The organism is Stenotrophomonas sp. PS02298 (assembly GCF_029959445.1).
Taxonomy (GTDB): domain Bacteria; phylum Pseudomonadota; class Gammaproteobacteria; order Xanthomonadales; family Xanthomonadaceae; genus Stenotrophomonas.
On the sequence record NZ_JASCOR010000085.1, the window covers coordinates 1 to 18,116 of the forward strand.

Below are 18,116 nucleotides of genomic sequence, written 5' to 3' on the forward strand. Positions count from 1 at the left end.
GCCATGCTCGGCATGTGGCATTACCGGTAACGCCCCTGCCGAGCATGGCTCGGCACTACAGGTCCGGCATTACCGGTAACGCCTCTGCCGAGCATGGCTCGGCACTACAGGTCCGGCATTACCGGTAACGCCCCTGCCGAGCATGGCTCGGCACTACAGGTCCGGCTTTAGCGGTAACGCCTCTGCCGAGCATGGCTCGGCACTACGGGTTCGGCTTTAGCGGTAACGCCTCTGCCGAGCATGGCTCGGCACTACGGGTTCGGCTTTACCGGTGAAGCCCCTGCCGAGCATGGCTCGGCACTACAGGTGCGGCCGTCAGCCCTGCTTGCGGACGATGGCCATGGCGATTTCCAACGACTGCTCGTAGTTCAGCCGCGGGTCGACACTGGAACGGTAGGCACGCTCCAGATCGCGCTCGGTGAGCTCGCGGGCGCCGCCAGTGCACTCGGTGACATCCTCGCCAGTCAATTCCAGGTGCACGCCGCCCAGACGCGTACCGGCCGCTGCGTGCAGGTCGAAGGACATCTCGACCTCGCTGCGGATGTTGTCAAACCGCCGGGTCTTGTAACCGTTGCTGGTGCTTTCGGTATTGCCGTGCATCGCGTCGCAGACCCACAGCACGCGGCGGCCATCGCGCTTGATCGCATCCAGCAGCGGCGGCAGCTTGTCGGCGATCTGGTTCGCGCCCATGCGGTGGATGAAGCTCAGGCGGCCCGGCTCGTCATCCGGGTTCAACACGTCGATCAAGCGCAGCAGCTGGTCCGGCTGTACCGACGGCCCCACCTTGATCGCAATCGGGTTACGCACGCCGCGCAGGTACTCCACGTGGGCGCCATCCAGCGCCGCCGTGCGCATGCCGATCCACGGGTAATGCGTGCTCAGGTTGAACCATCCGCTCTGGCGCGGCACCTGCCGGGTCAGCGCCTGCTCGTACGGCAGCAGCAAGGCCTCATGCGAGGTGTAGAAATCCACGCGGTTGAGGTTGTGCACCTGTGAGCCCGACAAGGTCTCCATGAAGCGCACCGCATCACCGATCGAGGCGACCATCTCCTGGTACTCCTCGGCCAACGGCGAGCAGCGCATCCACGCCAGGTTCCAGTACTCGGGGTGATGCAGGTCGGCGAAGCCGCCATCGATCAGCGCACGCACGAAGTTCATCGTCAGCGCCGAGCGCGAATGCGCGGTGATCATCCGCTGCGGGTCGGGAACGCGCGCGGCCTCGGTGAACCCAGGCGCATTGATCACGTCGCCACGGTAGCTGGGCAAGGTCACCCCGTCGCGGGTTTCGGTATCGGCCGAGCGCGGCTTGGCGTACTGGCCGGCAAAGCGGCCAACGCGGATAACCGGCATGCGCAGGCCATGCACCATCACCAGGCTCATCTGCAGCAGCACCTTGAGCCGGTTGGATATCGTGCCCGATTCGCAGTCGACGAAGTTCTCGGCGCAGTCACCACCCTGCAGCAGGAAACGCTTGCCCTCCTGTGCTTCGGCCAGCTGCTGCTTGAGCGCGAAGATCTCCCACGATGTCACCAGCGGCGGCAGTTGCCGCAGCTCGCTCAGCGCGGCCTCCAGCGCCTGCGGATCGGGGTACGTCGGCATCTGCAGCGCGGGCTTGCCACGCCAGCTATCCGGCGCCCAGCTGCTGGCGGTGGCGACGGATGACAGGGAGGAAGAAGCGTTCATGCAGATACCAGTTGAAGAAGTGAAAGAGTCAGATCAAACGTTTTTTACGTGCGCGCAAGCCGGCATACAGCGCCCAACCCGCAAGCAGTACAAACCACACCAGGCTCCACATCGGCATGCTCAGGCCGAGGAAGGTCCAGTCGATGTTGCCGCAGTCACCGGTACCGGTCAGCACGGTGCGGAACACCTCGAACGGGCCCATGGTTTCGGCAAGGAAGCTCAATGGCGGGCCACAGCTGCTACCCAGGTCCTTCGGCAACAACTGCACGTAGACGTGGCGCCCGGCGATGCCGATGCCCACCACGGCCGCCAGGAAGGTCAGCACGCCATAGCCGGCGCGCCCGCCACGACCGGACGGTCCGTGCAGTGCACCGAGCAGGAACAGCACGCCGACGGCGGCAAATGCGATGCGCTGGTAGATGCACAGCGGGCACGGTTCCAAGCCCATCTGGATCTGCATGTAGATCGCAAAGGCGAGCAGGCCAGCACAGGTCAAAAAGCCCAGCAGGCACTGCGCGCGGAAACTCCAACGCAAAGGGTTCATCGCAACTTTCCGGAGTGAACAATGCAACAAGAGTAACAGGCCGCCCGCGCGCGATCAGCAGTGATGGCAGCTGTAACCACATGAACAAAAAAGCCCGGCTTATGCCGGGCTTTTCCTGCATCCGTCGATGGACGGAAGCGTGCGATTACTCGCCGACTTCTTCCGCAACGGCGACCGGACGGTCAACCAGCTCAACGTAAGCCATCGGAGCGTTGTCGCCAGCGCGGAAGCCGCACTTCAGCAGGCGCAGGTAGCCGCCCGGACGGTTGGCGTAGCGCGGGCCCAGCACGGTGAACAGGACGCCAACGGCTTCCTTGTCACGCAGGCGGGCGAACGCCAGACGACGGTTGGCAACCGAATCAACCTTGGCCAGGGTGATCAGCGGCTCGGCAACGCGGCGCAGTTCCTTGGCCTTCGGCAGGGTGGTCTTGATCAGCTGGTGCTTGAACAGCGACGCAGCCATGTTCTTGAACATTGCTTCGCGGTGGGCGCTGGTGCGGTTGAACTTGCGGCCCGACTTCATGTGACGCATGGGTTTATTCCTTGGTTAATGGTGAGACGTTGGACATCGTTGTCGCCATCCTGGCGTTGAAAGTGGACTGCGGATGGTCCTGGTCACCCGTCCTGGACGACCGGCATTGCGGCGTTGTTTAACCGTCAATGCGGGTACTGCTGAAACAATATTCCCCCGCATGGTCACCCATGCGGGGGAACAGGTATTGCTTATCAGCCGAGCATGCCGTGAGCGGCGACACCGGCCGGCGGCCAGTTCTCCAGCTTCATGCCGAGCGACAGACCGCGCTGGGCCAGCACTTCCTTGATCTCGGTCAGCGACTTCTTGCCGAGGTTCGGGGTCTTGAGCAGTTCGACTTCGGTCTTCTGGATCAGATCGCCGATGTAGTAGATGCTCTCAGCCTTGAGGCAGTTGGCCGAACGCACGGTCAGTTCCAGGTCGTCGATCGGGCGCAGCAGCACCGGATCCACGCCGTTGTTGGCCGGCTTGGCTGCACCGCGGTCGCGGTGGGTGAAATCACCGAACACCGACAGCTGATCGCTGAGGATGTCGGCCGCGGTGCGGACAGCTTCCTCGGCATCGATCGTGCCGTTGGTTTCGATATCAATGACCAGCTTGTCCAGGTCGGTACGCTGTTCGACGCGAGCGGCTTCCACCGCATAAGCGACGCGGCGGACCGGCGAGAACGAAGCGTCCAACACCAGACGACCAATCGCACGCGATTCTTCGTCCGGACGACGACGTGCGGCAGCCGGCTGGTAGCCGAAGCCACGCTCGACCTTCAGACGCATGTTGATCGCAGTGTCCTTGGTCAGGTTGCAGATCACATGGTCGCCGTTGATCACTTCGACGTTGTGGTCAACCTTGATGTCGGCAGCGGTGACAACACCCGGACCCTGCTTGGACAGGGAAACAGTGGCGCTGTCGCCGGTGTGCATACGGATCGCCACGTCCTTCAGGTTCAGCAGGACGTCAAGCACGTCTTCCTGCAGGCCTTCCAGAGTGGTGTACTCGTGCAACACGCCGTCGATCTCGACTTCGGTAATGGCGAAGCCCGGGATGGACGACAGCAGCACGCGACGCAGGGCGTTGCCCAGCGTATGCCCGTAACCACGCTCCAAAGGCTCGATCACGACCTTGGCGCGGGTCTCGGTAAGGCGTTCGATCTGCGGACCGCGAGGACGCAGAACCTGGTTTGCGGTAACCGTCATGTTGCGGGTTCTCCTGCGAACCTCCGGTGCAACCCGGAGGTTCTCCATTGTGAATTACTTCGAATACAACTCGACGATCAGCGCTTCGTTGATATCCGCAGGCAGGTCCGCACGATCCGGCACAGCCTTGAAGACGCCGCTGAACTTCTTCGAATCGACTTCGACCCACGACGGGCTGAGGTCGTGCTGCTCGGCAACGACCAGGGCTTCCTGGACGCGCAGCTGCTTGGCAGCCTTCTCGGACAGCGCAATCGCGTCGCCGGCCTTGACCTGGTACGAAGCCAGGTTCACCGACTTGCCGTTGACCGTGACACCGCGGTGCGAGACCAGCTGACGGGCAGCCGGACGGGTCACTGCGAAGCCCATGCGGTAGACGACGTTGTCCAGACGGGTTTCCAACAACTGCAGCAGGTTCTCGCCGGTGTTGCCCTTCTTGGTCGAGGCCTTCTTGTAGTAGTTGCGGAACTGACGCTCCAGCAGACCGTAGATACGCTTGACCTTCTGCTTTTCGCGCAGCTGGGTGGCGTAGTCGGACAGCTTGCCCTTACGGGCAGTGGCGCCGTGCTGGCCGGGCTTCTGCTCCAGCTTGCACTTGGAATCCAACGCGCGGGCCGGGCTCTTCAGGGAGAGGTCGGCGCCTTCGCGGCGGGCGAGCTTACAGGTAGGACCGATATAACGAGCCATTTCTTATCGCTCCTTTAGACGCGACGCTTCTTCGGCGGACGGCACCCGTTGTGCGGGATTGGCGTCACGTCGATGATGTTGGTGATCTTGTAGCCGACGTTGTTCAACGAACGTACGGCCGACTCACGGCCCGGACCCGGACCCTTGATGCGGACTTCCAGCGACTTCAGGCCGTAATCCAGCGCAGCCTTGCCAGCCTTTTCGGCGGCAACCTGAGCGGCGAACGGAGTCGACTTACGCGAACCACGGAAGCCAGCGCCACCGGAGGTCGCCCAAGACAGTGCATTGCCCTGACGGTCGGTGATGGTCACGATGGTGTTGTTGAACGAAGCGTGGACGTGGGCAACGCCATCAGTGATGACGCGCTTGATCTTCTTCTTGGTTTTTGCAGCAGCGGGCTTAGCCATTATCTAGGTCCCTTACTTCTTCAGAGCCTTGCGCGGACCCTTACGGGTACGTGCATTGGTCTTGGTGCGCTGACCACGCAGCGGGAGACCACGACGGTGACGCAGGCCGCGATAGCAGCCCAGGTCCATCAGGCGCTTGATGGCAATGCCGATTTCGCGACGCAGATCGCCTTCAACGATGTACTTGCCCACTTCCAGGCGCAGACGATCGATTTCCGGTTCCGACAGATCGCGGATTTTGGTGGTCGAAGCAACGCCTGCAACTTCGCAGACCTTCTTCGAACGGGTACGGCCGATGCCGTAAATGCTTTGCAACCCGACCCAGACATGCTTCTGGGCTGGCAGGTTGACGCCTGCAATACGCGCCATGACGCGGTTCTCCAGCTGAGTGATGGCCGAATACGCACCATGAGGCGCGCCAATCCGGCAGGATGGATCAAAAATGTGAACTAGCGATACTAACAAGGCTTCGGTTTGCTTGGAAGCCCGTGGAACATACAGTTCCACAAGCCCGGCGTGGGGAGTGTGCCCATGCTCCGGCGCCGGATGTGCCTGGCAAGGAGAGAAGTCTCCGAGCCGCCCGCGCTACTCCCGCGCGGAACAACCACATCACACCCCCACCCGAAACCGCTGCAGGGGCCGCCCTTCTGTTTGGAAAACCGCCCCGGGAACCGGAGCGGGTTTCTCGCTATGAAGCGGAAAGTATAACCGGTGAATCAGCCGCGTGCAAAACCACCGCGGTTGCCGCCCTTCAGGTTGGCCTTCTTCAACAGGCTCTCGTACTGGTGCGACATCAGATGTGCCTGGACCTGTGCGATGAAGTCCATCACCACCACCACCACGATCAGCAGCGAGGTGCCGCCGAAGTAGAAGGAGGCGTTGAGCTGGGTACGCATGATTTCCGGCAGCAGGCAGACGATCACCAGGTACAGCGAGCCAGCAGCGGTCAGACGGGTCAGCACGGCATCGATGTAATCAGCGGTTGCCTTGCCCGGACGGATACCCGGGATCAGCGCGCCCGACTTCTTCAGGTTGTCAGCAGTTTCCTGCGAGTTGAACACCAGCGCGGTGTAGAAGAACGCAAAACCGGTGATCAGCGCAGCAAACACGATCATGTGCAGCGGCTCGCCCGGACCCAGCGCGTTGGCCACCTTCTGCAGCCACGTGGCCGAGCTGGCCTGGCCGGACCACATCGCCAACGTTGCCGGGAAGGCAAGGATGCTGGAGGCGAAGATCGCCGGGATCACGCCTGCCATGTTGAGCTTCAGCGGCAGGAACGAGGTCTGGTTCATATAGGCATTACGGCCACCCTGACGGCGGGCGTAATTGACCGTGATGCGACGCTGACCGCGCTCCACGAACACCACGAAATAGGTGAAAGCCAGCACCACCAGCACGATGATCAGCAACGAAATGAAGCTCATGTTGCCGTCACGGTAGGCTTCGACGGTGTGGATCACGGCAGCCGGCAAGCCAGCCACGATGCCTGCAAAGATGATCAGCGACACACCGTTGCCGATGCCACGCTCCGTCACCTGCTCACCTACCCACATCAGGAAGATGGTGCCTGCAGTGAGCGCGATGATCGCGGTCAACACGAAGCCCATGCCCGGGGCGTACACCACCGGTGCACCGCCCGGCGACACCTGGTTCTGCAGTGCCAGCGCGATACTGCCGCCCTGCACCACCGCCAGGAGCACCGCGCCAATGCGCGAATACTGGGTGATCTTGCGACGACCCGACTCACCTTCCTTCTGCATGGCCTTCAGGGCCGGGAAGATGTGGACCGCCAGCTGCATCACGATGGATGCCGAGATATACGGCATCACGTTCAACGCGAAGATACTGAAACGGTGCAGGGCGCCGCCCGAGAACATGTTGAACATGTCCACGATGCCGCCGCCCTGCGCCTGCATCAGCGCAAGCATGGCCTCGGGATTGACGCCCGGCACCGGCACATAACAGCCGATGCGATAGACGAGCAATGCCCCAAGTACGAACAGAAGGCGTTGGCGAAGTTCAGTGAACTTGCCCGCCCCTGCCGCGAGGTTACCGATGCCAGCTTGCGCCATGTTCCAGTTACTCCTGTACGCTGCCGCCGGCAGCTTCAATCGCGGCCTTGGCGCCGGCAGTAGCAGCAATACCCTTCAGGGTGAATGCCTTGCTCAGCTCGCCCTTGAAGACGACCTTGGCCTTCTTCGCGGTCGACGGGATCAGCTTGGCTGCACGCAGTGCGGCCAGGTCGATCTCACCAGCTTCCAGGCGGTCAAGGTGGTAGGACAGCACTTCTGCGGTGTCCTTGGCCTTGTGCGAGAAGAAGCCGATCTTCGGCAGACGACGCTGCATCGGGGTCTGGCCGCCTTCGAAGCCAGCCTTGATCTTGCCGCCGCCCTTGCGAGCGAACGAACCCTTGTGGCCGCGGCCGCAGGTCTTGCCCAGGCCGGAGCCGATGCCGCGACCGACGCGGGTACGCTCGGTACGGGCGCCCGGTGCCGGGCTCAGTTCATTGAGACGCATAGTCATGGTCGATTACTCCTCAACCTGGACGAGGTACTGAACCTTGTTGATCAGACCGCGAACCTGCGGGCTGTCTTTCAGTTCACGCACATCATTGAGCTTGTTCAGGCCCAGGGCACGCACCGACAGGCGGTGACGCGACTGGGTGCCACGCAGGCCGCGCACCAGGCGCACCTTTACAGTCTTGACGGTTTCATTAGCCATGGTTCAGATCCTCCAACTTCTTGCCGCGCTTGGCAGCAATACGGGCCGGGGACTGTGCACCGGCCAGACCCTTCAGGGTGGCGCGGACCAGGTTGATCGGGTTACGCGAACCGGTTGCCTTGGCCAGGACGTTCTTCACGCCAACGGCTTCCAGCACGGCGCGCATGGCACCACCGGCGATGACGCCAGTACCTTCCGAAGCCGGCTGCATGAACACGCGAGCTGCGCCGTGACCATCCTTGATGGTGTGCCACAACGTGCCGTTGTTCAGATCAACGCTGACCTGGTTCTTGCGGGCCTGCTCCATCGACTTCTGGATGGCGACCGGCACTTCGCGTGCCTTGCCATAACCGAAGCCAACCTTGCCTTCGCCATCACCGACCACGGTCAGTGCGGTGAAGGTGAACTGACGGCCACCCTTGACGGTCTTGCTGACGCGGTTGACCGCGACCAGCTTCTCGATCATGCCGTCGTCGATTTTCTCTTCGCGGTTACGGTCGCGATCGCGACCCCGCTGCTGACGCTCTTCTGCCATTTCGATTCCTTGATTGATTGGGTATGTACGGCTCGGGGCCGCTTATGGTTGTGTAGTGAAGCAGTGAATCGCCAGACGCTGCAGAAGAACGAGTGGCGCCCGGTACAAACCCGTACCGGCAGGCAGGCGGAAAGGGGCCAAAGGCCCCTTTCCTGTATTGCTTAGAACTGCAGGCCGCCTTCGCGGGCAGCATCAGCAAGCGCCTTGATGCGACCGTGGTAGCGGTAGCCCGAGCGGTCGAAAGCGACCTTCTCGATACCAGCAGCCTTGGCGCGCTCGGCGATCAACTTGCCAACCTTGGTAGCAGCGTCGATGTTCTTGCCGCTCTTCAGGCCTTCCTTGACTTCGGCCTGTGCGGTGTTGGCAGCAGCCAGCACCTTGGAGCCGTCGGCGGTGAAGACCTGTGCGTACAGGTGCTGACCGGTGCGCAGCACCGACAGACGTGCAACGCCCAGGGTACGGATGTGCGAACGGGTCGACTTGGCGCGACGCAGACGGGCGATGTTCTTGTTCATGTTCTTTATCCTCGAAAGCTGAAAACCTAAGAATTAGGCCTTCTTGGCTTCCTTGCGAATGATGACTTCACCGGCGTACTTCACACCCTTGCCCTTATAGGGCTCCGGCGGACGGTAACCACGGATCTTGGCGGCGACTTCACCGACAACCTGCTTGTCCACGCCCTGCACGACGATTTCCGTCTGCGTCGGGGTCGACAGGGTGATGCCTTCCGGCGCCACGAACACGACAGGGTGGGAGAAGCCCAGCGACAGGTTCAGGTCCTTGCCCTGCATGGCAGCGCGGTAACCCACGCCGACCAGCTCAAGCTTGCGCTCGAAGCCTTCGGACACGCCCTGCACCATGTTGGCCAGGATCGCACGCACGGTGCCGGCCAGCGCGTCGAAGGAGATGTCCTTCGGGCTCAGCGTGGCAACGCCGTTGTCGAGAGTGATTTCTACGCCAGCGGTCTTGTTCAGCGACAGGGTGCCCTTCGGGCCCTTCACGCTCACAACTTCCGGCTGGATGGTCAGTTCAACGCCCTTGGGCAGGTTGATCGGCTTCTTGGCTACGCGGGACATAGTGGACTCCTTCCCTTAGGCCACGAAGCACAGGACTTCGCCGCCGACGCCCAACTGGCGCGCCTGCGCATCAGTCATGATGCCCTTGGAGGTGGAAATGATGGCGACGCCCAGGCCGTTCAGGACCTTCGGCAGTTCAGACTTGCCACGGTACTGGCGCAGGCCCGAACGCGAGAAGCGCTTCAGGGTCGCGATGACCGGCTTGCCTTCGAAATACTTCAGGACGATTTCGAGTTCGGCCTTGTTGCTTTCGATGTTGTTGACGCGCAGGTCGGCGATGTAGCCCTCGTCCTTCAGGACCTGGGCAATGGCCACCTTGACCTTGGACGACGGGGCTTTCACCGTCTGCTTGCCAACCGCTGCCGCATTCTTGATGCGGACCAGCAGGTCGGCGATGGGATCAGTCATGCTCATGTAGATACCTTTGAGTGCACCGATATCCGCTTTCGCGAAAATCTCGTGTTTTCCTGGGATGGGCCAGGGCCCTTGACGCACCTGCCGCCATTTCGGGCAGGCAAGAAGCGGGATTATACGACAAAAAGCCCGACTTGCGTCGGACTTTTTGTTTTGCTTTCAGATTGACCCGAAAGCCCTGCTGGGCGGGCCTTTCGGTCCGCCCAGCGGGTTGTTGCTTACCAGCTTGCCTTGCGCAGGCCCGGCACGTCACCACGCATGGTGGCTTCGCGCAGCTTGTTGCGGCCGAGGCCGAACTTGCTGTACACGCCACGCGGACGACCCGACAGTTCGCAACGGTTGCGGTGGCGGCTCGGCGACGAATCGCGCGGCAGCTTCGACAACTTGGTTGCAGCCTCGATCTTCTCTTCGTAGCTCGCGTCCACGGAGGACACGATCTTCTTCAGAGCAGCACGCTTGTCGGCGTACTTCAGAGCCAGCTTCTTCCGCTTGATGTCGCGGTTGACCATTGAGGTCTTTGCCATTTCTGTATCCTCGACGAATCAGTTACGGAACGGGAACTTGAACGCTGCGAGCAGCGCCTTCGCTTCCGCGTCGGTCTTGGCGGTGGTGGTGATGGCGATATCCATACCGCGGATCGCGTCGACGGCGTCGAAGTCGATTTCCGGGAAGATGATCTGTTCCTTCACACCCATGTTGTAGTTACCACGACCGTCGAACGAACGACCCGACACGCCGCGGAAGTCACGCACGCGCGGCAGCGAGATGTTGATCAGGCGATCCAGGAACTCAAACATGGTGTCACGACGCAGCGTGACCTTGCAGCCGATCGGCCAACCGTCACGGATCTTGAACGAAGCCACCGAGACGCGCGACTTGGTGACCACCGGCTTCTGGCCGGTGATCTTGGTCATGTCGGCAACGGCGTTCTCAAGAACCTTCTTGTTGGTCGCAGCTTCGCCCACACCCATGTTCAGGGTGACCTTGACCAGGCGCGGCACTTCCATCGGATTGGTGTAACCGAACTGCTTGGTCAGCGCCGGTACCACTTCTTCCTTGTAAAACTTTTCGAGACGTGAATTCATCGGTCAGTCCTTAGGCGTCGAGCGCCTCACCGCTGGAGCGGAACACACGCAGTTTGCGTCCATCCTCCAGCACCTTGAAGCCAACGCGCTCGCCCTTGCCCGAAGCCGGGTTCAGCACATTCACGTTGGAGATATGGATCGACGCTTCACGCTCGACCACGCCGCCAGCAACGCCTGCCTGCGGGTTCGGCTTGGTGTGGCGCTTGACGATGTTCACGTTGGCGACGATCACACGATCGCCGTCGACGCGGACGACTTCGCCCTGCTTGCCCTTGTCCTTGCCGGTGTTGACGACGACCTGGTCGCCCTTCTTGATACGGTTAGCCATGACTATCTCCTGGCGCTCACAGAACTTCGGGAGCGAGCGAGACGATCTTCATGAACTTCTCGGAACGAAGTTCACGGGTCACCGGTCCGAAGATGCGGGTGCCGATCGGCTCTTGCTTGTTGTTGAGCAGGACCGCAGCGTTGCCGTCGAAACGGATCAGCGAGCCATCGGCGCGACGCACACCCTTGCGGGTACGCACCACGACGGCGTCATACACTTCACCCTTCTTGACTTTGCCGCGCGGGATTGCGTCCTTCACGGTGACCTTGATGATGTCGCCGATGTGGGCATAACGGCGCTTGGAACCACCAAGCACCTTGATGCACATCAGTTCCTTGGCACCGGAATTGTCCGCAGCATCAAGGTAGCTCTGCATCTGGATCATGAGTCAGATCTCCTTATTCAGCCGCACGCGTGATGACTTCCACCACACGCCAGTTCTTGGTCTTGGACATCGGAGCAATCTCGGTCACACGCACGACATCGCCTTCTTTACAGGCATTGTCGGCGTCGTGTGCGTGCAGCTTGGACGAGCGCTTGATGTACTTGCCGTACAACGGGTGCTTGACCTGGCGCTCCACCAACACGGTGACCGTCTTGTCCATCTTGTTGCTGACGACACGGCCTTCGACCGTGCGCAGCGTCTTCTTTTCAGTATTTTCGCTCATCGCAGCCATCCTTACTTCGTGCTGCCGATCAGGTGCTTGACGCGAGCAATCTCGCGACGCACCCGGCGGGTTTCGTGGGTCTTCGGCAGCTGGCCGGTGACCTGCTGCATACGGAGCGAGAACTGCTCCTTACGCAGGTCGGTCAGGTGGGCCTTGAGTTCGTCAGCCGACTTCTCGCGGAGTTGTTTGATGTCCATCAGCGCACCGTCCGGGTTACGAAAGTGGTGGTCACCGAGAGCTTGGCAGCGGCCAGGCGGAACGCCTCGCGTGCCACTTCCTCGGTCACACCCTCGACTTCATAAATCATGCGGCCCGGCTGGATCTGGGCGACCCAGTATTCCACGCCACCCTTACCAGCACCCATTCGGACTTCGATGGGCTTCTTGGTGATCGGCTTGTCGGGGAACACACGGATCCACATCTTGCCGCCGCGCTTGACGTAGCGGCTGATCGAGCGGCGAGCCGCTTCGATCTGACGCGCGGTCAGCTGACCGTGGGCAGTAGCCTTCAGGCCGAACTCGCCGAAGCTGACGGCGTTGGCGCTCCAACTCAGGCCGTCATTGCGGCCCTTGAACATCTTGCGGTATTTGGTTCGCTTGGGTTGCAACATTGCCGTTACCTCGCTTCACGAGCCGGGCGCGACGGACGGTCACCGCGGTCGCCGCGATCGTTACGATCGTTGCGCGGGCTGTCGTCCTGCTTTTCCTGGCCAACCTGGGAGAAATCAAAGACTTCACCCTTGTAGATCCAGACCTTGATGCCGATGATGCCGTAGGTGGTGCTGGCTTCAGCGAAACCGTAGTCGATATCCGCACGCAGGGTGTGCAACGGCACGCGGCCTTCGCGGTACCACTCCGAACGGGCGATTTCAGCGCCGTTCAAGCGGCCGCCGACGTTGACCTTGATGCCCAGGGCACCCAGGCGCATCGCGTTGCCGACCGAGCGCTTCATTGCGCGGCGGAACATGATGCGGCGCTCCAGCTGCTGCGCGATCGACTCGGCAACCAGCTGTGCGTCCAACTCCGGCTTGCGCACTTCGGTGACGTTGATGTGCGCCGGGACGCCCATCATTTCGCTCACTTCCTTACGCAGCTTTTCGATGTCCTCACCACGCTTGCCGATCACCACGCCCGGACGGGCGGTGTGGATCGTCACGCGAGCCGTCTTTGCCGGACGCTCGATGAGGATCTTGGAGATACCGGCCTGAGCAAGCTTCTTGCGCAGCATCTCGCGAACTTTCAGGTCGGCTGCCAGGTAACCAGCAAACTCGGCCTTGTTGGCGTACCACTTGGAGTTCCAGTCCTTGGAAATACCGAGGCGGATACCAACCGGATGAACTTTATGACCCATGGTCTTTATCCTTTCCGCTTACTTGCCGGCGCCCACAACCACAGTGATGTGGCTGGTGCGCTTGAGGATGCGGGTACCGCGGCCTTTCGCCCGCGCCATGAAACGCTTCAGGGTCGGACCTTCATCAACCATGATGGTCTTGACCTTCAGCTCGTCGACGTCAGCGCCCTGGTTGTTTTCGGCATTTGCGATAGCCGACTCCACCACCTTCTTGATCAGGTGGGCAGCCTTCTTATCCGAAAACTTCAGCAGGTTGACCGCACGCTCGGCCGGCAGACCGCGCACCTGGTCAGCGACCAGACGAGCCTTCTGCGCAGAGATGCGCGCGGAGCGCAGGATTGCTTTCGCTTCCATTGTCATCTCTCCTTACTTGCCCGACTTCTTGTCGCCACCGTGACCCTTGAAGGTCCGGGTGACGGCAAATTCGCCGAGCTTGTGGCCGACCATGTTCTCGTTGACGAGCACTGGAACGTGGTTCTTGCCGTTATGAACGGCGATGGTGACGCCTACCATTTCCGGCAGGATCATCGAACGGCGCGACCAGGTTTTGATCGGCTTCTTGCTGCCCGCAGCGGCCTCCACCTTCTTGACGAGGTGGTGATCGACGAACGGGCCCTTCTTGAGTGAACGTGCCATGGTCGATTAGCCCCTACGATCGCGGACGATGAACTGCTGAGTGCGCTTGTTATGGCGCGTCTTGTAACCCTTGGTCGGAACGCCCCACGGGGTGACCGGATGCGGATTACCCTGGCCGGCCTTGGCTTCACCACCACCGTGCGGGTGATCAACCGGGTTCATGGCCGCACCGCGGACGGTCGGCTTGACACCGCGCCAGCGCTTGGCGCCAGCCTTGCCCAGCTTTTCCAGGTTGTGCTCATCGTTACCGACTTCACCGATGGTGGCGCGGCATTCGACCGGCACTTTACGCATTTCACCCGAGCGCAGGCGCAGGGTGGCGTAGATGCCTTCACGAGCGACCAGCTGCACGCCTGCACCAGCAGCACGAGCGATCTGAGCGCCCTTGCCCGGCTTCAGCTCGATCCCGTGGACGGTGGTACCGACCGGGATGTTGCGCAGCGGCAGGGTGTTGCCGGTCTTGATCGGGGCGTGAGCGCCCGAGATGACCTGGTCACCAGCCTTCAGGCCCTTCGGGGCGATGATGTAGCGACGCTCGCCGTCGACGTAGCACAGCAGGGCGATATGGGCAGTGCGGTTCGGATCGTATTCGATACGTTCCACGCGTGCCGGAATGCCTTCCTTGTTGCGCTTGAAGTCGATCAGACGGTAGTGCTGCTTGTGACCACCACCCACGTGACGGGTGGTGATGCGGCCGTGGTGGTTACGACCGCCGGACTTGCTCTGCGGCTCCAGCAACGCAGCATGCGGCGCGCCTTTGTGCAGATCAGGAGTGACCACGCGCACGGCCGAACGACGGCCGGGAGAAGTGGGTTTGAATTTCATCAATGGCATGGGATGTACCTCAGGCCTTGGCCGTTACATCGATGGACTGGCCATCGGCGAGACGCACATACGCCTTGCGCCAATCGCCGCGGCGGCCTGCACGGTTACGGAAGGACTTGTTCTTGCCCTTCACGTTCAGCACGTTGACCGACTCGACCTTGACGTCGAACAGCTGCTCAACCGCGGCCTTTACATCGGCCTTGGTGGCTTCGTTCGAAACTTCGAAGACGTATTGGTTGGAGATTTCCTGCAGGCGCGCGGTCTTTTCAGAGACTCGCGGTGCACGCAGCACGCTGAAGATTTTTTCGTTGGCGCTCATGCCAGCCACTCCTCGACCTTCTTGACCGCGTCAGCGGTGATGACGACCGTGTCGGCACCGACCAGCGAAACCGGGTCCAGACCCTGCACGTCACGCACCTGCACATACGGCAGGTTGCGAGCGGACAGGTACAGGTGCTCGGAAGCTTCTTCGGTGACGATCAGCGGACGCTTGCCCACTTCCAGGCCAGCCAGCTTGGTGGTCAGGGCCTTGGTGCTGGTCGCTTCGACATCGAACGACTCAACGATGGTCAGGCGACCCTGGCGGTTCAGCTCGGACAGGATGGCGCACATGGCGGCGCGATACTGCTTGCGATTGACCTTCTGTTCGAAGCTACGCGGCTTGGCCGCGAAGGTGACACCACCGCCGACGAAGATCGGAGCGGTCAGGGCACCGTGACGAGCGCCACCACCCTTCTGCTTCTTCGACTTCTTGGTGGTACCAGCCACTTCAGAACGCGTCTTCTGTGCCTTGGTGCCCGAACGTGCGGCGTTGCGGTAAGCAACGACGACCTGGTGAACCAGATCTTCGCTGAAATCGCGACCGAACACGGCTTCGGAGACCGAGACCTTGTTGTTGCTACCCGTGATAACGAGTTCCATCGTCATCTCTCCTTATGCCTTGCTAGCCGGACGCACGATCACGTCACCACCGGCTGCGCCAGGCACGGCGCCGCGGATGGCAATCAGACCACGCTCGACATCGACCTTGACCACTTCCAGGTTCTGCGTGCTCTGCTGCACCGAACCCATGTGGCCGGACATCTTCTTGCCCGGGAAAACGCGACCCGGGGTCTGGCGCTGGCCCAAGGAACCCGGCGCGCGATGCGACAGCGAGTTACCGTGGGTTGCATCGCCCATACGGAAGTTGTAGCGCTTGATGGTGCCCTGGAAGCCCTTACCCTTGGTGACGCCCTGGACGTCAACCGTCTGGCCGACTTCAAAGATGTCTGCCTTGATTTCGCCACCGACGGCGAAATCGCCGATCTGTGCGTCTTCAACGCGGAATTCCCACAGGCCACGACCGGCTTCGACCTTCGCCTTGGCGAAGTGACCGGCTTCCGGCTTGTTGACCAGCGCAGCGCGACGAGCGCCGACGGTCACCTGCACGGCGCTGTAGCCGTCGGTTTCGACGGTCTTGATCTGCGCGATGCGGTTCGGGGTTGCTTCAATCAGGGTCACCGGGATGGACTGGCCATCTTCGGTGAAAACGCGGCTCATGCCAGCCTTGCGGCCCACGAAGCCCAACGAATATTTCTTCGTCATGGTCGTAGTCCTCAGGTCAGCTTGATCTGAACGTCGACGCCGGCAGCCAGTTCGAGCTTCATCAGCGCGTCCACGGTCTTGTCGTTGGGGTCGACGATATCGAGCACGCGCTTGTGCGTGCGGGTCTCGTACTGGTCACGCGCGTCCTTGTCGACGTGCGGGGAGACGAGGATGGTGTAACGCTCGATCTTGGTGGGCAGGGGGATCGGGCCACGCACTTGCGCGCCGGTCCGCTTTGCCGTTTCAACGATCTCGCTGGCCGAACGGTCGATCAAACGATGATCAAACGCCTTCAACCGAATTCGGATCTTTTGGTCCGCCATGACGGTATTCCTATGGGTCTAAAGAGCGACAGGTCCGGCCCCTGAGTGTGCCGAACCCCATGAAAACGACGTTTAGCGCCGAAGCACTGCCCGTCGCGCGAATCCTTTCATAACAGCAGGGCGGCCCGGTTTCCCGGCCCGCCCCAGACATGTTCAAACGCACAAAAAACACCCCGTTGAACGGAGTGCCTCCCATGCGACCTGTCCTTGTCTGGCGAATACGAGGTGCGTCCTGCCCCTCTTTTCGCTGGTTGCGGAATTCCCGTAAACGGGCACTTCCGCGAGTGGTCGTGCATTCTGTCAGTATTCTTTTCCTATTGCAACTCACCCCTCTGCCGAGGTATGGGGTGCTTCAGCTGACAGCTGGTTTTACGTGGTTTCCCGCGTATAAGCGCGTTCTGACCTTGGCAACCACATCGCCGATGTGCGCGGATACGGATCTCCCGGCTAACTGCGGGATGAATGGACAGGTGACCGGTGCGGCAGTGAGAAGGCGGGGCAACAGGCGTAACAATGGTAATGCGTCGAGCGCCCTACCCCGCCCAAGCCCGGCACTTGTGCCGGCCTGAGCCAGGCAAACCCTGAACAGGCTCGGATGTGAATACGCCCGCCCAGCCGCTTCCCTCGGGGAGCAGCATTATCCACGCGGGCGAAGCGGAAGTACAAATCCATCCGGGCCGCAGTCTCACCCTATTCAGATTGCCCAGACTTTTCGCGAAAAGCTTCCCCTCACCCCAACCCCTCTCCCGTAAACGGGAGAGGGGCTAGCACTCCGCCCGCCAGCAGTCCGCTAGCGATCGAAGCATTCCGAGCCCCTCTCCCGTTTACGGGAGAGGGGTTGGGGTGAGGGGAAGCTTTTGACTTTTGATTTTCAGCTTTTCCGGCCCTTGACTCCAGCTTCTAGCTTCCAGCTTGCGGCCTCTTAGCCAATTGGAGCGGCGAGCCGTCAAAGCCCGTGACCCTTGAAGCTTTTGCCGCCCGAACCTCCCAGCCCCTGAAGCGCCAGCCCCTTCAAACCACAAGCGCCAAACACGCACGCCACACGAAGCCCCTGCTCCGCCCCAGCCCCGCCCACCTGACAAACAAAAAAGGGCGGCCCGGAGGCCGCCCTTCTTCAACACCTGGCTTCGCGAGGAAGCGCGGCGTTATTAGGCAACGATCTTTGCGACCACGCCGGCGCCGACGGTACGGCCACCTTCGCGGATTGCGAAGCGCAGGCCTTCGTCCATTGCCACCGGGTTGATCAGGGTGACAACCATCTTCACGTTGTCGCCCGGCATCACCATCTCGACGCCTTCCGGCAGCTCAACCGCACCAGTGATGTCGGTGGTACGGAAGTAGAACTGCGGACGGTAGCCCTTGAAGAACGGGGTGTGACGGCCGCCCTCGTCCTTCGACAGAACGTACACTTCGGCTTCGAACTGGGTGTGCGGCTTGATCGAACCCGGCTTGGCCAGAACCTGGCCACGCTCGACGTCGTCACGCTTGGTGCCGCGCAGCAGCAGACCGGCGTTGTCACCTGCCTGAC

29 protein-coding genes and 1 pseudogene are annotated in these 18,116 nt (G+C 61.4%); all 30 read right to left on the reverse strand.

From position 1 onward, the window contains the following. Nucleotides 1-315: 315 nt before the first annotated feature. Nucleotides 316-1,683, reverse strand: coding sequence for a 3-deoxy-7-phosphoheptulonate synthase class II (locus QMX78_RS13130; RefSeq protein WP_282270240.1), 1,368 nt, complete (start codon nucleotides 1,681-1,683; stop codon nucleotides 316-318). 28 nt (nucleotides 1,684-1,711) lie between these two features. After that, complete coding sequence (locus tag QMX78_RS13135; protein ID WP_282270241.1) at nucleotides 1,712-2,227, reverse strand: disulfide bond formation protein B; 516 nt, start codon at nucleotides 2,225-2,227, stop codon at nucleotides 1,712-1,714. A gap of 145 nt (nucleotides 2,228-2,372) precedes the next feature. After that, nucleotides 2,373-2,759 (reverse strand): 50S ribosomal protein L17, encoded by a 387-nt coding sequence (rplQ, locus tag QMX78_RS13140; RefSeq protein WP_282270242.1) that lies wholly within the window; start codon nucleotides 2,757-2,759, stop codon nucleotides 2,373-2,375. A gap of 194 nt (nucleotides 2,760-2,953) precedes the next feature. Further along, entirely contained in the window at nucleotides 2,954-3,952 is a 999-nt protein-coding gene (rpoA, locus tag QMX78_RS13145) for a DNA-directed RNA polymerase subunit alpha (protein WP_062169013.1), read from the reverse strand. 54 nt (nucleotides 3,953-4,006) lie between these two features. Further along, nucleotides 4,007-4,636: a 30S ribosomal protein S4 gene (rpsD, locus tag QMX78_RS13150; RefSeq protein ID WP_057633112.1), complete on the reverse strand. Its 630-nt coding sequence runs from the start codon at nucleotides 4,634-4,636 to the stop codon at nucleotides 4,007-4,009. 14 nt (nucleotides 4,637-4,650) lie between these two features. Beyond that, nucleotides 4,651-5,043 carry a 30S ribosomal protein S11 gene (gene rpsK, locus QMX78_RS13155; RefSeq protein WP_057629606.1) on the reverse strand — a complete coding sequence of 131 codons (393 nt, stop codon included), beginning with the start codon at nucleotides 5,041-5,043 and terminating at the stop codon, nucleotides 4,651-4,653. Between the two features lie 12 nt (nucleotides 5,044-5,055). Then, nucleotides 5,056-5,412, reverse strand: coding sequence for a 30S ribosomal protein S13 (gene rpsM / locus QMX78_RS13160; RefSeq protein WP_057629605.1), 357 nt, complete (start codon nucleotides 5,410-5,412; stop codon nucleotides 5,056-5,058). 347 nt (nucleotides 5,413-5,759) lie between these two features. Beyond that, a complete protein-coding gene (gene secY, locus QMX78_RS13165) occupies nucleotides 5,760-7,115 on the reverse strand; it encodes a preprotein translocase subunit SecY (protein WP_282270254.1) in 1,356 nt (451 codons plus the stop codon). 7 nt (nucleotides 7,116-7,122) lie between these two features. Continuing rightward, nucleotides 7,123-7,566 carry a 50S ribosomal protein L15 gene (gene rplO, locus QMX78_RS13170; protein WP_057629603.1) on the reverse strand — a complete coding sequence of 148 codons (444 nt, stop codon included), beginning with the start codon at nucleotides 7,564-7,566 and terminating at the stop codon, nucleotides 7,123-7,125. A gap of 6 nt (nucleotides 7,567-7,572) precedes the next feature. Next, nucleotides 7,573-7,764, reverse strand: coding sequence for a 50S ribosomal protein L30 (gene rpmD / locus QMX78_RS13175; RefSeq protein WP_062169020.1), 192 nt, complete (start codon nucleotides 7,762-7,764; stop codon nucleotides 7,573-7,575). Further along, nucleotides 7,757-8,299: a 30S ribosomal protein S5 gene (gene rpsE, locus QMX78_RS13180; protein ID WP_282270259.1), complete on the reverse strand. Its 543-nt coding sequence runs from the start codon at nucleotides 8,297-8,299 to the stop codon at nucleotides 7,757-7,759. Before rpsE ends, rpmD begins: the two co-directional genes overlap by 8 nt. 161 nt (nucleotides 8,300-8,460) lie before the next feature. Then, nucleotides 8,461-8,814: a 50S ribosomal protein L18 gene (gene rplR / locus QMX78_RS13185; RefSeq protein ID WP_062169024.1), complete on the reverse strand. Its 354-nt coding sequence runs from the start codon at nucleotides 8,812-8,814 to the stop codon at nucleotides 8,461-8,463. Nucleotides 8,815-8,847: 33 nt separating this feature from the next. Then, nucleotides 8,848-9,375 (reverse strand): 50S ribosomal protein L6, encoded by a 528-nt coding sequence (gene rplF, locus QMX78_RS13190; RefSeq protein ID WP_282270262.1) that lies wholly within the window; start codon nucleotides 9,373-9,375, stop codon nucleotides 8,848-8,850. Nucleotides 9,376-9,390: 15 nt separating this feature from the next. Then, the gene (gene rpsH / locus QMX78_RS13195; RefSeq protein WP_282270264.1) at nucleotides 9,391-9,789 is read right to left on the reverse strand and encodes a 30S ribosomal protein S8; all 399 of its coding nucleotides are present in this window, start codon (nucleotides 9,787-9,789) and stop codon (nucleotides 9,391-9,393) included. Between the two features lie 218 nt (nucleotides 9,790-10,007). Then, on the reverse strand, nucleotides 10,008-10,313 hold the full coding sequence (gene rpsN, locus QMX78_RS13200) for a 30S ribosomal protein S14 (protein WP_282270266.1): 306 nt from the start codon (nucleotides 10,311-10,313) through the stop codon (nucleotides 10,008-10,010). An 18-nt stretch (nucleotides 10,314-10,331) separates the two neighbouring features. Beyond that, nucleotides 10,332-10,874: a 50S ribosomal protein L5 gene (rplE, locus tag QMX78_RS13205; RefSeq protein WP_062169033.1), complete on the reverse strand. Its 543-nt coding sequence runs from the start codon at nucleotides 10,872-10,874 to the stop codon at nucleotides 10,332-10,334. Nucleotides 10,875-10,884: 10 nt separating this feature from the next. Continuing rightward, nucleotides 10,885-11,202: a 50S ribosomal protein L24 gene (rplX, locus tag QMX78_RS13210; RefSeq protein ID WP_017355416.1), complete on the reverse strand. Its 318-nt coding sequence runs from the start codon at nucleotides 11,200-11,202 to the stop codon at nucleotides 10,885-10,887. A 16-nt stretch (nucleotides 11,203-11,218) separates the two neighbouring features. Next, complete coding sequence (gene rplN / locus QMX78_RS13215) at nucleotides 11,219-11,587, reverse strand: 50S ribosomal protein L14 (protein ID WP_019186153.1); 369 nt, start codon at nucleotides 11,585-11,587, stop codon at nucleotides 11,219-11,221. A 13-nt stretch (nucleotides 11,588-11,600) separates the two neighbouring features. Next, nucleotides 11,601-11,870, reverse strand: coding sequence for a 30S ribosomal protein S17 (rpsQ, locus tag QMX78_RS13220; RefSeq protein WP_282270268.1), 270 nt, complete (start codon nucleotides 11,868-11,870; stop codon nucleotides 11,601-11,603). Between the two features lie 11 nt (nucleotides 11,871-11,881). After that, a complete protein-coding gene (rpmC, locus tag QMX78_RS13225; RefSeq protein ID WP_054657204.1) occupies nucleotides 11,882-12,067 on the reverse strand; it encodes a 50S ribosomal protein L29 in 186 nt (61 codons plus the stop codon). Beyond that, a complete protein-coding gene (gene rplP, locus QMX78_RS13230) occupies nucleotides 12,067-12,480 on the reverse strand; it encodes a 50S ribosomal protein L16 (protein WP_282270271.1) in 414 nt (137 codons plus the stop codon). Before rplP ends, rpmC begins: the two co-directional genes overlap by 1 nt. Before the next feature lie 5 nt (nucleotides 12,481-12,485). Further along, nucleotides 12,486-13,220, reverse strand: a complete 735-nt coding sequence (rpsC, locus tag QMX78_RS13235) for a 30S ribosomal protein S3 (RefSeq protein ID WP_057629592.1) — start codon at nucleotides 13,218-13,220, stop codon at nucleotides 12,486-12,488. An 18-nt stretch (nucleotides 13,221-13,238) separates the two neighbouring features. Then, nucleotides 13,239-13,574, reverse strand: coding sequence for a 50S ribosomal protein L22 (rplV, locus tag QMX78_RS13240; protein ID WP_054657198.1), 336 nt, complete (start codon nucleotides 13,572-13,574; stop codon nucleotides 13,239-13,241). A 12-nt stretch (nucleotides 13,575-13,586) separates the two neighbouring features. Beyond that, the gene (gene rpsS / locus QMX78_RS13245; protein ID WP_057629591.1) at nucleotides 13,587-13,856 is read right to left on the reverse strand and encodes a 30S ribosomal protein S19; all 270 of its coding nucleotides are present in this window, start codon (nucleotides 13,854-13,856) and stop codon (nucleotides 13,587-13,589) included. Between the two features lie 6 nt (nucleotides 13,857-13,862). After that, on the reverse strand, nucleotides 13,863-14,690 hold the full coding sequence (rplB, locus tag QMX78_RS13250; protein ID WP_057629590.1) for a 50S ribosomal protein L2: 828 nt from the start codon (nucleotides 14,688-14,690) through the stop codon (nucleotides 13,863-13,865). A 10-nt stretch (nucleotides 14,691-14,700) separates the two neighbouring features. Beyond that, entirely contained in the window at nucleotides 14,701-15,000 is a 300-nt protein-coding gene (gene rplW / locus QMX78_RS13255) for a 50S ribosomal protein L23 (protein WP_057629589.1), read from the reverse strand. Then, a complete protein-coding gene (gene rplD, locus QMX78_RS13260) occupies nucleotides 14,997-15,602 on the reverse strand; it encodes a 50S ribosomal protein L4 (RefSeq protein WP_282270283.1) in 606 nt (201 codons plus the stop codon). The genes rplW and rplD overlap by 4 nt, the downstream gene beginning before the upstream one ends. Nucleotides 15,603-15,614: 12 nt before the next feature. Then, nucleotides 15,615-16,265: a 50S ribosomal protein L3 gene (rplC, locus tag QMX78_RS13265; protein ID WP_282270285.1), complete on the reverse strand. Its 651-nt coding sequence runs from the start codon at nucleotides 16,263-16,265 to the stop codon at nucleotides 15,615-15,617. Nucleotides 16,266-16,276: 11 nt separating this feature from the next. Then, complete coding sequence (gene rpsJ, locus QMX78_RS13270) at nucleotides 16,277-16,588, reverse strand: 30S ribosomal protein S10 (RefSeq protein WP_010341589.1); 312 nt, start codon at nucleotides 16,586-16,588, stop codon at nucleotides 16,277-16,279. A 1,148-nt stretch (nucleotides 16,589-17,736) separates the two neighbouring features. Continuing rightward, nucleotides 17,737-18,116 (reverse strand): annotated as a pseudogene (gene tuf / locus QMX78_RS13275) (elongation factor Tu); the annotation flags it as partial.